The sequence below is a fragment of the Novosphingobium sp. PC22D genome (assembly GCF_002556635.1).
Lineage (GTDB): Bacteria > Pseudomonadota > Alphaproteobacteria > Sphingomonadales > Sphingomonadaceae > Novosphingobium.
Genome location: NZ_MWMO01000001.1, coordinates 565800 through 580312, shown reverse-complemented (window position 1 = coordinate 580312; position 14513 = coordinate 565800). Strand labels below are relative to the sequence as shown.

Genomic DNA, 14513 nt, shown 5'->3' with positions numbered 1-14513 from the left:
CAAAACTGACGCGAGAGCCTCCGCCAGCATGTCCAGTAACGAGCTTGCCCGAGAGGCATTGCCGCAGAAAATCAAGAAGAAGGTGAAGCGGGCGCTCGGCCCCTGGGGGGTCTTCTTCGAAGGTTTCATCCGTCACCCGGTGATGGTCGGCTCGATCATTCCCTCCTCGCGATTCACCATCTCGCGCATGCTCGCGCCCGTAAAATGGGACGAGTGCAAGCTGTTCGTCGAGTACGGGCCAGGGATCGGCACTTTCTGCCAGCCGGTGCTCGACCGGTTGGGCCGCGACGGCCGGCTGATCGTGATCGACACCAACGAGCAGTTCATCGACTATCTGCGCAAGACCTTTACCGACAGCCGCTTCACCGCCGTCCTCGGTTCTGCCGCCGACGTCGAGGATATCGTGCGCGCGCATGGCCACGAACATGCCGACTACGTGCTGTCAGGCCTGCCCTTCTCGACGCTGCCCGCGGGCGTCGGCCCGGCCATCGCCGAGGCGACCCACCGCGTGCTGCGTCCGGGCGGCGCCTTCCTCGTCTACCAGTTCTCGACCCGCGCGCGCGACTACATGGCGCGGCACTTCAAGCGCATCGACAAGGACTTCGTCCCGCTCAACGTACTGCCCTGCTTCCTGTTCTGGGGCTGGAAGACCGACGCCGACGACTGATCGCGCTGGGCCGGCGAACGCGCGGCCCGGGCCAAGACGGGTTCAGGCGAAGGTGTCGAGCGAATCGATGCGGGCAAACTGGTTGTGCACCGCGGCGATGATCGACACGAAGTAGAGCGCCATCGTCGCGTTGATCATCGCCGAGACCACCGAATTGACGATGTGCGCGACCTCGACCGGCGCAAGCAGGCTGAGCGGCATGCCCACGATCAGGGTGACCAGCATCGAGAGCACGAGAAAGCCCAGCAGGATCAGCACGTAGAAGGCAAGCACCCGCATGGTGTTGCCCTGGGTCAGGGCGATCGAGCGGCGCAGCGCCTCGATCGGATTGCGCACCGCCTCGACCGCGATCACCGCCGCGGTCAGCGAGGTGCGCGTCGCCGCCACCGCGATCAGTGCGACGACGAGCCCCATGCCGAGCCCGACGAGCACGGGCACGCCGCTCGCCGAAAACGCCGCGAGCACTATTCCGCCGCCCAGCCCGACAGCGATACCCAGAAGCAGTTGCGCCAGAAGATAGGCAATCACGCAGCGCGTGCCGGCGCGCAGTGCCTCGCCCACGGTCGGACGCGAGCGGTCGGTCAGAAGCAGGATCAACGACAAGGTCCCCACCGCCTGCAGCAGCACCATCGGAATCAGCACCGGGAGGAGCGAGACGTAGTAGTCGCTGGCGAGTTGCATGATCGCCTGCTCGTCCATCCCGGCGGTCGGTTCGGGCTGCGGAAAGAACAGCGCGAGCACCAGCGAGGGCAGGAAGAAGCATACGCCGGCAATCGCCAGGAGCACGTCACGGTTGGCCGCGATCGCCGCGGAAGCCTGTCGCCACGCGAGCATGCTGTCGAATTTCATTGGGAGTGCTCCATTGTAACGGCCCCCTTGATAACCGCAGCAAATGCCGCCACGCAACGCGGCATGCAGCTTCCCGGCGACATCGAACTGCGGATCGACAGCGAGCGCGTGCCCTATCGCGAGGCGCTCGAGGCGATGACCGCGCGCAACGCCGCGATCGCTCAGGGCGATGCGCGCGAGCTGCTATGGCTGCTCGAACACCCGCCCGTCTACACCGCGGGCACCAGCGCCGCGGCGGACGAGCTGCTCGACCCGCGCTTCGAGGTCGTCGCCGCCGGGCGCGGCGGGCGCTATACCTATCACGGCCCCGGCCAGCGGGTCGGCTACGTCCTGCTCGATCTCCGGCGCCGTGCACGCGACGCGCGCGGCTTCGTCCATGCGCTGGAAGGCTGGGTGATCGACACGCTCGCCGATTTCGGTGTCGAGGGTTTCCGCGCGGAGGGCCGGATCGGCATCTGGACGCGCGACATCGACGGCAGCGAGGCCAAGATCGGCGCGATCGGCGTGCGCATCCGCAAATGGGTGACGATGCACGGGTTTGCCGTGAACCTTGCGCCCGACTTGTCGCATTTCAGCGGCATCGTCCCTTGCGGCATCGAGGAATTCGGCGTTACCAGCCTCGCAAGGCTCGGGCGCGACGTCGATTTCGCCACCTGGGACGACGCGCTGATCCGCCACGCGCCCAAGTTCCTCGCGGCGCTCGAAACACCATGCCCCAAGGAGACCGCATCTTGACCAGTCCGCGCGCAGGCCTCGTGCTGGGAGCCTCGCTGGCGCTGCTCGCGTCCTGCGGCGGCGACAAGAAGGCGAGCGAGGGCGGCGCCGCTGCGGGAGGACAGATCCTCGACCGCTCGGTCACCGACGACATGCTGCCATACGACACCGTGCGCTCGCGGCGGCCCTTGCTCGCGCCGGAAGCCGGCCAGACCGGCTCGGGCGCCGCGATAGCGGCCGGCGGCACCGCGGCGGACGCCGAAGGCGAAGCCGCCGGGGCGCAAGGCGCGGCCGAGGCGCCCGCAGAGGAAGCGGATACGGTTACGCCGGGCGCAGAATAGGCGTCTTGCGCAGTTCTTCGGCGCCGCTGGTCTTAAGGATACCTCGCGCGCGGGCGAGATGCGCGCCTTCGATGACGCGCCCGTGAAAGGGCAAGGCGCCGACGCCGGGCTGGGCCTCGAAAGCATCGACGATCTCGCGCGCTTCGGCGATCTGCGCGCTGTTGGTGGCGAAGGCCTCGTTGATCGCCGGGACCTGCGCCGGATGGACCGCGAACATGCCGCTGAAACCATCGGCGGCGGCATCGCGCGCGGCCCGCGCGACGACGGCCTCGTCCTCGACCACCTGATGCGCGGCGTCGAGCGAAAGGATGCCGCAGGCATGCGCCGTCAGCAACGCCTGCGAGCGGACGAACCGGAACGTGTCGGACCATGCGCCCGCCGCGTCTTCGGTGCGGCGCGCAGAGATCGCGTTGGCCAGTTCGTTCGCCCCCCAGGTCAGACCGGCGAGCCGCTGGTGGTCGGTGTCGATGTATTGGGCAATGGTCATCGCCGCGCACGGGGTTTCGCCGACGACGGGAATGATCCGCGTCGAGTTGGCGAGAATTCCGTTACGCTGCTCAAGCTCGTAGACCTCGGCGGCGAGCTGGCGCACCGCGTCCGGCCCGGTCGCGCGCGGCAGGATGATGCCGTCGGGGGCGGATGCCATGATCGCCCCCAGATCGTCGCGGGCGAGACCCGAGTCGAGCGGATTAATGCGAACCCAGCGACCCATGCGGCGCTGCTCGATGACGCTGCGGCGATGCACCTCAAGCCACTCGGCGGCGAGATGGCGCGCATGCCCCTTGCGGTCCGCCGGTACGGTTCCGGCAAGGTCCACGACGATCACGTCCGCGCCGGTGCCGATCGCCGATGCGAGCCGCGTCTCGTCGTTGCCCGGCGCGAGCAACCAGGATCGAAATCTCATGTCGCCTGCTTTCCGCTCGTCTGCCGTCCTCCATCGACGGCAGTTCCCCAGTCGGACCGTCCTACCGCAAGGCCGATTAAGAAACTCTGGACGGCAGGCCAGCGCTTTCGGTCACATGCGTCTAGAGCGTCTTTTGATAGACCGCGTATTCACGGTTGATCTTGCTGTCGATGGCGTCGGCAATCGCCACCATTCCCTTGTTGTCCTCGAGAATCCAGCCGATCTCGCCGCGCTGCGCGCCGAACTCGGAGACGGCGGAGCGGCGGATGTACTCGATCATCATGAAAGCAAGCTGGCTGGCGAGCCGCGAGGACTGCAAGCGCTTGCGCACGCCCATCAGCGGAACCCGCATGTTCGCCGGATAGGGCTTGCGCAACCAGAGGGCGAGCTTGAGCCAGCCCAGCGGCGAAGGCTTGCCGTTGCGCCCGTTGATCCGCATCTGCGGTCCGTTGAGATCGGGCAAGGTCATCATGAAGGCGACCGGCTCTCCCTCCACCTCGGCGATCCGGATCAGCTCGGGATGGACGAGCGGTTTTAGCTTCTTGCCCGTATGGGCGATTTCCTCGGGGGTGAAAGGCACGAATCCCCAGTTGTCGGACCACGCGTCGTTGAGGATGTCGCAGATGATCGCGGCTTCCTTGTCGAAATCCTTGAGCACGACTTCGCGAATACGGATCTTCGGATTCTTCTCGCCAGAGGCGACGATCCGCTGGATGATGGCGGGAAACTGCCGGGTCACATCGAGTTCGTAGGTGTAAAGCGTCTTGGCCCGTTCGTAGCCCAGCCCCTCGACCCAGCCGCGATACTCCGGCTTGTGATGCGCCATCATCACCATCGGCGGATGATCGAAGCCCAGCACCTGCAGCCCGGGCTCTTCCCAGACCGAGAGGTTCATCGGCGCCAGCACCCGGCTCATCCCTTCCGCGCGCAGCCAGTCCTCGGCCACGGCGATCAGCGTCTGGGCGACTTCGCCGTCGGCCGCCTCGAGCGCGCCCCAATTGCCGGTGCCCGGCCCCATGCCCTGCTCGACCGGCTGGCCGAGCGCGAGTTCGTCGATATGCGCGGAGATCCGGCCGACCGCCTTGCCGCCACGCCTGGCGAGGAACAACTGGCAGCGCGCATGCTCGAAGAAGGGGTTCTTGCCCGGCGTGAACTTCTCGACTTCCTCCATCCGCAGATTCGCCACCCAGTTCGGGTCGGCGGCATTGAGGCGATAGGCCAGATCGACGAATTCGGCCCGGTCGGCCTTGCTGGAAACGGGAACGATGCTTAGCTCGGCCACGATATTGCCTTTGTTCGGAGTTAGTTCAGGACACGCAGGCGAAGTGCGAGCGCACGGTGCGTCTTGTCAAGCAATGCCCGTCACGGCCGGTGCGAATCAGGACGAGAAGTCGCACCGCGCCGAGCCAGGACCTTTGGATATTCGAACGATGACTGCCCACGACTCTCTGCTTTCACCCACTCCGGGGAAGACGGCGGCGCGCGCCGAGGCCCGCACGCGTCTCAAGCCCATTGCCGACGACAAGGAGATGCTCCGCGCCGCAGTCGAACTGACGCGCGACATCGCCCAGGCGCGGCCCGGCTATTACTGGCCGGACATGCTGGTCTCCGCGCTGGTCGGCTATGCCGGGCTCGCCGGAGCGATCCTGCTCGCCAGTCCGGCGCTGGCGGTGCTCTGCGCGGTGATCTCGGTGCTCGCGCTCTACCGCGCGCTGCTGTTCATCCACGAACTGACGCACATCCACCGCGACGCCCTGCCCGGCTTCCGCTTCGCCTGGAACCTGCTCGTCGGCATCCCGTTGCTCACGCCCTCGTTCATGTACGAGAACGTCCACACGCTCCACCACGCGCGCACGCGCTACGGCACGATCGAGGACCCCGAGTACCTGCCGCTCGCGCTGATGAAACCCTGGTCGCTGCCGGTGTTCCTGCTGACCGCGATCCTGCTGCCGCCCGCGCTGCTGCTGCGCTCTGCCGTGCTCGTGCCGCTCGGCGCGGTCGTGCCGCCAGTGCGCAAGATCGTCTGGGAGCGAGTCTCCGCGCTCTCGATCAACCCGGCCTTCCGCCGGCGTCCGCCCGAGGGTGAGTTCCGCAAGATGGTGTTCTGGCAGGAACTGGGCGCGAGCCTGTGGGCCTTCGCGCTCGTCGCCAGCGTCTTCGCATTCGGCTGGCGACCGCTGCTGATCGCGCTCGGCGTGGTCGCGGTGGTGGCGGTGCTCAACCAGATCCGCACGCTCGTCGCCCATCTGTGGGAGAACGAGGGGGAACAGATGACGGTGACCGCGCAGTACCTCGATTCGGTCAATGTCCCGCCGCCGGGCTTTGTCGCCGAGCTCTGGGCGCCGGTCGGTCTGCGCTACCACGCGCTGCACCACCTGCTGCCGAGCATGCCCTATCATTCGCTCCCCGAATGCCACCGTCGCATTTCGGCGCAGCTCGGCGCGGACTGCACCTATTCGCGTGCGAGCTACCCGGGTCTGCTGCCGCTCGTCGGCCGACTGGCGCGCAGCACCATGCGGCTGCGCTGAAAGCCCGCACGGCCCGGACAGGCAACCGCGAACCCCGGCCGCGCCCGACGACCACCTGGTCTCACGCCAGAAGCGCCGCCCTGCGCCGGCGCCACGGGTCCGCCAGCACCGCCACTTCGCCCAGCGCCTCGAGCCCGGCGCGGTCGCGCTTGTGGTCGCCGGCTATGAGCAGGCCGAAAGTGCGCGCCACGCTCCATTGCGGCCAGGGCCGCTCGACCAATGCGAGATCGTCGCCCGCCGCGACCGCGCCCTCCTCCAGCACGCGATAGTACCAGCCGGTGCGGCGCGACACGACCACACCCGAAGTGACGTCGCGCCGCTCGAAGCGGTGGTCCAGCTTCCAGCACGGCTGCCGGCCCTGGCTCACTTCGACCAGAGCGGAACCGAGGCGGAAGCGGTCGCCGATGCAGACCGTCTGCTCGTCGAGCCCTTCGGTCGCGATGTTCTCGCCGAAGGCGCCGGGCGCGTCGAGCAGCGGGTGCGCGCCGATCGTCCCGCGCCACCAGGCATAGTGGTCATGCGGGTAGTGATGGACCGCCTTGTCGGGCCCTCCATGGACGGTCAGGTCGGCCTGCTCGTCACCGGCGAGGCCGAGCCGGGTCACGCGCACCGGGCCCATCGCCGCGCTCTTGCCGATCGCGCTTTGCTCTTCACCGCGAAAAGCGCGCGCCCTTCCGACCTGTATCGAGAGAATGAGAGTCGCCATTGCCGCTCCACGTTCCTACATAGGATACGGAAAAGGCAAGGCGGCAGCGTCTTGTGATTATCATTTGTCAATAGCCGTACGGACTCAGCTCGCCGCGTAAGTCGTTCTATTCAACCACTATTCAGGGCCGATCCTGTAGAGCGGAATGATATGGAAAAGGGCAGCGCCGAAGCAGGCGGGACGAGCCCCCTCGCGCTCGTGGAGAAAACGACGATGAAACCGAACGATAACCAGGCATTGCGGCGGCTTCGCATCGGCGCGGTGGCGATTCTCATGATGGCGGTCGCGGCTTGCGCCTCGCCTTTCAAGGCCGATGTCTCGCGCTTCCAGTCGCAGCTTCCGCCGCCGCAGGGCCAGACCTTCGCGGTCGTCGCCGAGGACCCGAGCCTCGCGGGCGGCATCGAGTTCGGTCAGTACGCGAGCCTCGTGACCGACCAGATGGCGAGCCTGGGCTACACCCCCGCCGCCAGCCCCGAGCAGGCGCAGCTCATCGTCCGTTTCGACTACGGCGTCGACAACGGACGCGAGCGGGTCCGCTCCACCGGAATCGGTCGTTCGCCCTACTGGGACCCGTGGTACGGTTATGGCCGGATCGGCTTCTATGGCCGCGGCGGACCGTGGGCCTATGGCTGGTACGATCCGTTCTTCGACAATTCGGTGACTAGCTACACCGTCTACACCAGCGGTATCGAACTCAAGATTGATCGCAAGGCCGACGGCAAGCGGCTGTTCGAAGGGCAGGCCGAAGCGGTGTCGACGTCGAACCATCTCCAATATCTGGTGCCCAACCTCGTCGAAGCCATGTTCACCGGCTTCCCCGGGAACTCCGGAGAGACCACGCGCATTACGGTCGCGCCGGAGAAATCACGCAACTGACGACGCGGGCTCCCCGAAAGGGAGACACCGAGGGGCGGGTTCGCCGAAAGGCGGGCTCGCCCTTTTTGCGTGCGATCCTGACGCAGTTGGTAGGGAGCGGGCTCAGCCCGCGACGGCGACACCCTCGGCTTGCGCTTCGCGCTGCGCCCGCGCGCGGAACCAGGCACGCAGCGCCAGATGCACCAGCACCGCGCTCGCGCCGCCGACCAGGCCGTCGAGTGCATAATGCCAGCCCAGCGCGATCGACATCAGGAAGATGAGGAAGCTGAGCGCCGCGATCGGCGCGAAGTAGCGCCGGGCCAGAACCCAGAAAGCGATCGCCATCCAGCTTGCAGTGGCGACATGGAGCGATGGCATTGCCGAGATGCCGCTGCCCGCGCCGAACAGCTTCGCGTCGTAGACCGCCCAGAGATAGTCGGCCATCGCCCGCGTCTCGACGCCCGGCACCAGCCCCGCGAACTGGTCGCCATAGCCCATGCGCGCATAGAAGATCGGCCCGACGGCAGGCATCAGCGTGTGAATGGCGGGGCCGACGAGGCTCCACAGCACGAAATAGCCGAGCATCACCGCCGATTTGTCGGGAGACGGGGGACGCGTCGCGATCACCAGCAAGGTGAGGATCATCATCGCGGTCCAGACTTTGTGGTATACGAGCTCGGCACCCGGAAAGTCGAGCCAAGTGAGGAAGACATAGGGGTCGTGACCGAAGAACAGCAGGTTGTCGGCGCGCGCCAGAAAGGGATCGGCGCGGAACGGCACGAGAGCGTTGAGCAGCGGCTTGAACCAGAGGAACGCCATCATGTTGGCCCCGGCGAGACCGACGAGAAGCACCGTGCCGAGCAGCCACTTGCGGTCCTCACGCACGACGCGGACAAACTCGGCGATCGGGCTCTTCACCCCCAGCGCCATCATCCGCAGCAACGCATAGACGCTGCCGACGACCGCCGAGGCAAGCATCCACGACGGCAGGATCACGAGGTTGGGCAGCATGCCGGCCGGATCGGGCGTCACCACCAGCGCGGCCAGCGCGAGCCCGAGCGTCAGCGCGATCGCGGGATAGATCCAGTCCTTCTCGGCCATCGTGCGCAGATCCTCGAGCCGGGGCGGCGGAACGGGCCGCGTCCTCGGCTGACGGACTAGGCGAGAATGGTTAACGCGCGGTTGCGCATGGGCTTCTATGCCCGCGTGCTCAGTTGCCGAGCGAAACCACGCCGCCGGTCGAACCGAAGCCGCCCTCGCCGCGCACGGTCTCGTCGAGTTCCTCGACCTCGAGCCACGAGGCGCGCACCACCGGGGCCAGGACCAGTTGCGCGATGCGGTCGCCCCGCTTGATGGCGAAGGCTTCGGTGCCGTGGTTGATCAGGATCACCTTCAGTTCGCCGCGATAGTCCGAATCGATGGTGCCCGGCGTGTTGGGCACGGTCACCCCGTGCTTGAGCGCGAGGCCCGAGCGCGGGCGGACCTGAATCTCGAAACCGGCCGGAATCGCCAGCGCGAGGCCCGTTGCGACCGCGTGGCGCGCACCGGGCGCGACCGTTACGTCCTCGGCCGAGACCACGTCCATGCCCGCCGCGCCGTCGGTGGCATAGGCGGGCAGATCGAGTCCCTCGGCGGCCGGCAGGCGCTTGACGGGAACCGGGACGTTATTTTGCGAGTGCATCGGCCATTCTTTCGACGAGGATCGTAGCGACCTCTTCCTTGGGCATTTCGGGCAGGCTCGTCACCCCAGTGCCGGTGACGATATGCACCGAATTCGCATCGCCCCCCATAACGCCGTTCGAAACGTCGTTGGCGATAATCCAGTCGACGCCCTTACGCTTGCGCTTTTCCTTGGCGTACTTGATCACGTCGTCGGTCTCGGCGGCGAAACCGATCAGCAGCGGCGGCCGGTCCGGCCGCGCGGCGACTCCGGCGAGGATGTCCGGGTTTTCGGTGAGGAGCAGCGCGGGCGGAGCCGAACCGCGTTTCTTGATCTTGGCCTTGGCGACGTCCGCGGTGCGCCAGTCGGCGACGGCGGCGACCATCACCGCGATATCGGCGGGCAGCGCCTTCTTCACCGCGTCGGCCATCTCGCGCGCGCTCTCCACGTCGATGCGGTCGACGCCCGGCGGCGTCTCGAGATGCACCGGGCCCGCCACCAGCGTGACCCGCGCGCCCGCGGCGGCGGCGGCGGCGGCGATCGCGAAGCCCTGTTTGCCCGACGAGCGATTGGCGATGTAGCGCACCGGATCAATCGGCTCCCAGGTAGGGCCGGCGGTGACCAGAACGTGACGGCCATAGAGCGGGCGATGCTCTGGCGCGACGTCGAAATCGCCCTGGCCCGCGAGCGGATCGGGCGCATCCGCCAGCGAATTGCGCGGGAACGCGCCTGCGTCCTCTCCCTCGATCGGCTCCGGCGGGGCCGACCGGTCGGCCTGGATCAGATGGTTGATCGCTTCGGGATCGGTCGGCGGCGCGGCGCGCGCGGCGCCCTTCTTCGACAGCAGCGAACCCGCGCGCTCGTGCATTTCCGGAGTCATCTCCGGCAGGCCCAGCTCCTGCGTCACGACAGCCTGGTCGAAGCCCGCCGAGTCTTCCCTGGCCTTGCCGATGCCGCGCGTGATCAGCGAGCCGGAAAGCCCGCCCCCGGCGAAGATCGAGCCTTCGTCCTCGTCCGCCTCTTCGGACCCGGGACCGGTGAACTCGGGCGGGCCGGGATAGAACTCGGGCGGCATCCCGCTGTGCGCGAGCGCGGGCGTGCTGCCCGGCAGCGGTGCCACTTCGATCGGATCGAGGCCCAGGGCCCAGGCCATGCGCTGCCACACGGCGATCGGCTCGGGCAGGCGGCCCGGGCCCCATTCGCCGCACGCCATCGCGCCCTCGTCGGGCTCCATCACGTCGACCCCGGCATCGCGCAGGATATGGACGTTGCGCATGGTCGCGGCATGCTGCCACATGCGCACGTTCATCGCCGGCACCGCCATCACCGGCTTGTCGGTGGCGAGCAGCAGCGTGGTCGCCAGATCGTCGGCGATACCCGCCGCCATCTTCGCCAGCAGGTCCGCCGTCGCCGGGCAGACGACGATGAGGTCGGCTTGCCGCGAAAGCTGGATATGCCCCATCTCGGTCTCGTTCTTGAGATCCCAGAGCGTGGTGTAGACGGGGTTTTCCGAAAGCGCGGCAAGCGCCATCGGCGTGACGAAGTGCGAGCCGCCCTCGGTCAGCACGCACGTCACTTCGCCGCCGTCCTTGCGGATGGTGCGGACGAGTTCACAGGCCTTGTAGGCGGCGATACCACCGCCCACGATCAGGAGAATGCGCGGGCCGCTCATGCTTGGGGCTTCTGCAACAGCATTAACTTACGCGCAATCAGTTTGCCGCCCGAGGCGCCCGCCCGCACGCAACTCCGCCGCCGCGAGCAGCCTGGCAAAGCCGGCGGGCGCGAAGGCGAGACCGGCGAACATCGAAGGCGCGACCACCGCACCCCAGTAGAAATTGTCGGCGCGCCCAGCGATCGCGAAGGCGAGACCGTAGCCCAGCGCGAACAGCGCGAGGACAGGTCCGCCCCGGCTGCGCCAGCCGAGCCACCCGAACGCCATGAGGATCACCAGCGGGCCCGAGACGAAGCGCGGCAGGACGTGCAGGTTGCTCGCCTCGACGACGTTGCCGAGCCATCCGGCAAGCCCGCGCAGCGCTAGCCAGGAGGCCGACGACGGATCGCTCGGCAGGACATGCCCGGCCACCAGCGCAAGGTGCCAGACAAGACCGGAGAGGAACACCGCAACGAGCGCGCTCCACGCCGCCGCCTCGCGCCAGTTGCGCTGCCACGCCGCGACCGCCGCCATCAGCAGCACGAAAGGCAGCGCGTGCTCGCGGATCGCCAGCGCGACCGCACCGGCGCACAACGCCGCGACCCAGCGCCCGCCTTCGCCCCGCGCGCCGACCCTGTGCAGACCGAAGGCAAGCGCGATCAGGCAGCCCGCCCAAAGCTCGTGCATCGTCAGGTAATGCGGATTGAGCGCCAGCGAGCAGCCGACGAAGACCAGCGCGGTGGCGATGCGCCGCTGCCTCGGCGAAACACCCTCCTCGCCAAAGCGCCGCCACCAGGCCGCGACAACCGCCGCGACCAGCGCGAATCCCGCCGCGATCATCCCCGGTTCGCCCAGCAAGGCGCGCAGCCAGGCGAGCGTCGGCAGCCGCACGGTGAGGCCGGGCCGCACCGGATAATCGCGCGCGCGCTGCTCGGCGACGATGAAATCGTAGTAGTTCTCGCCCGCCGCGATCCGCTCGCTGGCGCGGGCATAGAGATCGAGGTCCGCATCGCCGATAGCCGAGGGCCCCGGCGCTTCGGCCGCTGGCGGTTCGGCGCCAGTGGGAACGAGCCCGCCTCTCGCGACCATCGCGGCGAACAGCAAGAGCGCCAGCACGACGAGCATCACCCGCGCGAGATGGCGCGGGACACGCGCGAAGACATCCGGGCGCGCGCCATCGCGTTCCGACGCGCGGTTTGCCGCGTCGACGCGTTTCGCTAGCTCAGAAAGCTCCAGTACGTGATCGCCCATGCGGCGGCGCCCCCAAGGATTGCCGCAAGAGCATAACGCGCCCCATGGTTAACATCGGGTTTGCGATCCCAGACCAGCTCGACCTCGGGCAAGGGCGCCTGCTCGGGCGCGCCGCCCTTGGGCGGATAACGCTCCTCGATCCGCCGCACGACGTCAGGCAGCCGCAAGAGCGTCGCCACGTCCTCGCGCAGCCGGTCGGCGATCGCCGCCTCGGGGCCGAGCTCATCGCGAATCCAGCCGCGCACGAAGGGCGCGGCGACGTCCCACATGTTGATCTTGGGGTCGAGCGCGGTCGCCAGCCCCTCGACCATGACCATGGTCTTTTGCAGCAGCAGCAGGTGCGGCTGGGTCTGCATGTCGAAGTCGCGGGTGATCGCGAACAGGCTGTCGAGCATCTGCCCGACCGAAAGCTCGCTCACCGGCTTGCCGCGCATCGGCTCGCCGACGGCGCGCAGGGCGGTCGCGAATTCCTCGACCGAGTGATAGCTCGGCACATATTGCGCCTCGAAATGGATCTCCGCGACGCGGCGGTAGTCGCCGGTGGTGAGGCCGTAGAGGATCTCGGCCAGCCATTGCCGCGCGCGCCGGTTGATCCGCCCCATGATGCCGAAATCGATCGCGACGATGGTGCCGTCGCCCTGCACGAACAGGTTGCCCTGGTGCATGTCGGCGTGGAAGTGCCCGGCGCTGATCGCCTGGGTGAGGAAGGTCAGAACCAGACGCCGCGCGAGCACCGGCATGTCCACGCCCGAGGCGCGCAGGGCCTCCATGTTGCTGATCTTGATGCCCTCGATCCACTCGAGCGTCATCACCCGGCCGTTGGTACGGTCCCAGTCGATCTCGGGGACCTTGTAGCCCTCGTGTCCGCGCATCGCCTCGGCGAGTTCGGAAGCCGAAGCCGCCTCGCGCCGCAAGTCGAGCTCGCGCAGGGTCCAGCGCTTGAGGTTGGCGATCACCGCGCGCGGACGCAACCGCGAGGCCTCGCCGCCCAGCGCCTCGAGATGCGCGGCGGCCCACTCATAGGTCTCGATGTCCTGCGCGAAGCGCTCGCGGATGCCGGGGCGCAGCACCTTGACCGCGACCTTGCGGCCCTCGGTGGTGGTCGCACGATAGACCTGCGCGATCGAGGCCGATCCCACCGGCTCGGTCTCGAAATGCGAGAACAGCGCCTCGAGCGGCTGGTCGAAGCCCAGCTCGATCTCGCGCCGCACGCTCTCGAACGGCGCGGGGGGCAGCTGGTCCTGCAACGAGAGCAGGTTGCGCGCGGCTTCCTCGCCGACGATGTCGGGACGCGTCGCGAGCGTCTGGCCCAGCTTGATCGCGGCGGGACCGACAGCCTGGAAGGCGCCCGCATAGTCGGGCTCCTTCGGCTGAATGGTGCCGATGCGCGCGATGCGGCACAGCCGCCGGACCTGAGGGGGCGTGTTGCGTCCGTCCTCGATGATGCGCAGCGCCCCATGGCGCGCGAGGACGCGGCCCCACTTGAGCAGCCGCAGGACATGGGTCGAGGGGCGGGTCATGCGCGGCCTCTTCCTCCCGCGCGCGGGAGGCCCTGCTCGCTTGCTGCGATCACGCCTTCCAGCCCGAATGGATCGCGACGAGGCCGCCCATGATCGGCTCGACCCGCGTGCCGGTGAAGCCCGCCGCCGCGATCATCGCCTGGAATTCGGGCATCGGCGGGAAACGCCGGATCGACTCGATCAGATAGCGATACGAGTCCGCATCGCCCGCGACCATCTTGCCGATCTTCGGCACCAGCCGGTGCGAATAGGCGTCATAGGCTTCCTTGAAGCCCGGCCATTCCGTCGTCGAGAATTCGAGGCAGAAGAAGCGTCCGCCGAACTTGAGCACGCGGTAGGCCTCGGCGAGTGCCTGGTCGATCCTGGTCACATTGCGGATACCGAAGGCGATCGTATAGGCATCGAAGGTGCGGTCGGGATAGTCGAGTTTCTCGGCGTTCTGGCACGACCAGACCAAGCTCCCCGTTCCCTCTGCCATGCCGCGCTCCATCGCGCGCGCCACGCCGACGTCAAGCATGTCCTGGTTGATGTCGGCGACGGTCACGTCCGCGCCCTTGGCCGCCATGCGGAAGGCGATGTCGCCGGTGCCGCCCGCCATGTCGAGGATCGCCTCGCCCGGGCACGGCTTGACGCGGCGCACGAAGCGGTCCTTCCACAAGCGGTGCATCCCGCCCGACATGGCGTCGTTCATCACGTCGTACTTGGCGGCGACGCTGGAAAAGACGCCGCCCACGCGCGCGGTCTTTTCCTCGGGGCTGACGTCTTCGTAGCCGAAGGAAACCTTCTCGTTCATGGCGACCCTCTAACCTGCGCGCGGCGGCGAGGCTACCGAAACTCGTGGTGTTTGTTCGCGAACATCGACCGCCT

General features: G+C 67.8%; 15 protein-coding genes. 5 read left to right on the top strand and 10 right to left on the bottom strand.

The features are described 5' to 3' along the window. Positions 1-28: 28 nt before the first annotated feature. Positions 29-667: a methyltransferase domain-containing protein gene (locus B2G71_RS02760; protein WP_098104204.1), complete on the top strand. Its 639-nt coding sequence runs from the start codon at positions 29-31 to the stop codon at positions 665-667. Between the two features lie 42 nt (positions 668-709). Here B2G71_RS02760 and B2G71_RS02755 read toward each other — a convergent pair whose 3' ends face one another. Continuing rightward, positions 710-1516 (bottom strand): hypothetical protein, encoded by an 807-nt coding sequence (locus B2G71_RS02755; protein WP_098104203.1) that lies wholly within the window; start codon positions 1514-1516, stop codon positions 710-712. 63 nt (positions 1517-1579) lie between these two features. Between B2G71_RS02755 and lipB the strand changes: the two genes are divergently transcribed. Next, positions 1580-2251, top strand: a complete 672-nt coding sequence (lipB, locus tag B2G71_RS02750; RefSeq protein WP_098104202.1) for a lipoyl(octanoyl) transferase LipB — start codon at positions 1580-1582, stop codon at positions 2249-2251. Next, positions 2248-2571: a hypothetical protein gene (locus tag B2G71_RS02745; RefSeq protein WP_098104201.1), complete on the top strand. Its 324-nt coding sequence runs from the start codon at positions 2248-2250 to the stop codon at positions 2569-2571. Before lipB ends, B2G71_RS02745 begins: the two co-directional genes overlap by 4 nt. Here the strand turns inward: B2G71_RS02745 and B2G71_RS02740 are convergent. Together B2G71_RS02740 and B2G71_RS02735 are read right to left on the bottom strand one after the other, a co-directional pair. Next, positions 2552-3475 carry a CoA ester lyase gene (locus tag B2G71_RS02740; RefSeq protein ID WP_098104200.1) on the bottom strand — a complete coding sequence of 308 codons (924 nt, stop codon included), beginning with the start codon at positions 3473-3475 and terminating at the stop codon, positions 2552-2554. The genes B2G71_RS02745 and B2G71_RS02740 overlap by 20 nt on opposite strands. Positions 3476-3596: 121 nt before the next feature. Then, complete coding sequence (locus B2G71_RS02735; RefSeq protein ID WP_098104199.1) at positions 3597-4757, bottom strand: N-acetyltransferase; 1161 nt, start codon at positions 4755-4757, stop codon at positions 3597-3599. 148 nt (positions 4758-4905) lie between these two features. On the opposite strand from B2G71_RS02735, the gene B2G71_RS02730 reads away from it, so the two are divergent. Beyond that, on the top strand, positions 4906-6003 hold the full coding sequence (locus tag B2G71_RS02730) for a fatty acid desaturase (protein WP_098104198.1): 1098 nt from the start codon (positions 4906-4908) through the stop codon (positions 6001-6003). Positions 6004-6064: 61 nt separating this feature from the next. Here B2G71_RS02730 and B2G71_RS02725 read toward each other — a convergent pair whose 3' ends face one another. Then, complete coding sequence (locus B2G71_RS02725; RefSeq protein ID WP_098104197.1) at positions 6065-6709, bottom strand: MOSC domain-containing protein; 645 nt, start codon at positions 6707-6709, stop codon at positions 6065-6067. A 213-nt stretch (positions 6710-6922) separates the two neighbouring features. On the opposite strand from B2G71_RS02725, the gene B2G71_RS02720 reads away from it, so the two are divergent. Further along, positions 6923-7585 (top strand): DUF4136 domain-containing protein, encoded by a 663-nt coding sequence (locus B2G71_RS02720; RefSeq protein ID WP_240529971.1) that lies wholly within the window; start codon positions 6923-6925, stop codon positions 7583-7585. A 102-nt stretch (positions 7586-7687) separates the two neighbouring features. Here B2G71_RS02720 and B2G71_RS02715 read toward each other — a convergent pair whose 3' ends face one another. From B2G71_RS02715 to B2G71_RS02690, 6 genes are all read right to left on the bottom strand, one after another. Beyond that, the gene (locus B2G71_RS02715) at positions 7688-8665 is read right to left on the bottom strand and encodes a phosphatase PAP2 family protein (RefSeq protein WP_098104196.1); all 978 of its coding nucleotides are present in this window, start codon (positions 8663-8665) and stop codon (positions 7688-7690) included. A gap of 109 nt (positions 8666-8774) precedes the next feature. Then, positions 8775-9245 (bottom strand): dUTP diphosphatase, encoded by a 471-nt coding sequence (gene dut / locus B2G71_RS02710; protein ID WP_098104195.1) that lies wholly within the window; start codon positions 9243-9245, stop codon positions 8775-8777. Beyond that, the gene (locus B2G71_RS02705; protein ID WP_098104194.1) at positions 9229-10896 is read right to left on the bottom strand and encodes a bifunctional phosphopantothenoylcysteine decarboxylase/phosphopantothenate synthase; all 1668 of its coding nucleotides are present in this window, start codon (positions 10894-10896) and stop codon (positions 9229-9231) included. The genes dut and B2G71_RS02705 overlap by 17 nt, the downstream gene beginning before the upstream one ends. Before the next feature lie 27 nt (positions 10897-10923). Continuing rightward, positions 10924-12126, bottom strand: coding sequence for a hypothetical protein (locus tag B2G71_RS02700; RefSeq protein ID WP_206049262.1), 1203 nt, complete (start codon positions 12124-12126; stop codon positions 10924-10926). Beyond that, entirely contained in the window at positions 12093-13646 is a 1554-nt protein-coding gene (ubiB, locus tag B2G71_RS02695) for a 2-polyprenylphenol 6-hydroxylase (RefSeq protein WP_098104192.1), read from the bottom strand. The genes B2G71_RS02700 and ubiB overlap by 34 nt, the downstream gene beginning before the upstream one ends. 49 nt (positions 13647-13695) lie before the next feature. Then, a complete protein-coding gene (locus tag B2G71_RS02690; protein ID WP_098104191.1) occupies positions 13696-14439 on the bottom strand; it encodes a class I SAM-dependent methyltransferase in 744 nt (247 codons plus the stop codon). Positions 14440-14513 lie beyond the last annotated feature (74 nt).

Coding starts and splice junctions, on each gene's coding strand:
- B2G71_RS02760 (WP_098104204.1), top strand. CDS start 29: ATGTCCAGTAACGAGCTTGCCCGAGAGGCATTGCCGCAGAAAATCAAG.
- B2G71_RS02755 (WP_098104203.1), bottom strand. CDS start 1,516: ATGAAATTCGACAGCATGCTCGCGTGGCGACAGGCTTCCGCGGCGATC.
- lipB (WP_098104202.1), top strand. CDS start 1,580: ATGCAGCTTCCCGGCGACATCGAACTGCGGATCGACAGCGAGCGCGTG.
- B2G71_RS02740 (WP_098104200.1), bottom strand. CDS start 3,475: ATGAGATTTCGATCCTGGTTGCTCGCGCCGGGCAACGACGAGACGCGG.
- B2G71_RS02730 (WP_098104198.1), top strand. CDS start 4,906: ATGACTGCCCACGACTCTCTGCTTTCACCCACTCCGGGGAAGACGGCG.
- B2G71_RS02725 (WP_098104197.1), bottom strand. CDS start 6,709: ATGGCGACTCTCATTCTCTCGATACAGGTCGGAAGGGCGCGCGCTTTT.
- B2G71_RS02720 (WP_240529971.1), top strand. CDS start 6,923: ATGAAACCGAACGATAACCAGGCATTGCGGCGGCTTCGCATCGGCGCG.
- B2G71_RS02715 (WP_098104196.1), bottom strand. CDS start 8,665: ATGGCCGAGAAGGACTGGATCTATCCCGCGATCGCGCTGACGCTCGGG.
- dut (WP_098104195.1), bottom strand. CDS start 9,245: ATGCACTCGCAAAATAACGTCCCGGTTCCCGTCAAGCGCCTGCCGGCC.
- B2G71_RS02705 (WP_098104194.1), bottom strand. CDS start 10,896: ATGAGCGGCCCGCGCATTCTCCTGATCGTGGGCGGTGGTATCGCCGCC.
- B2G71_RS02700 (WP_206049262.1), bottom strand. CDS start 12,126: ATGGGCGATCACGTACTGGAGCTTTCTGAGCTAGCGAAACGCGTCGAC.
- ubiB (WP_098104192.1), bottom strand. CDS start 13,646: ATGACCCGCCCCTCGACCCATGTCCTGCGGCTGCTCAAGTGGGGCCGC.
- B2G71_RS02690 (WP_098104191.1), bottom strand. CDS start 14,439: ATGAACGAGAAGGTTTCCTTCGGCTACGAAGACGTCAGCCCCGAGGAA.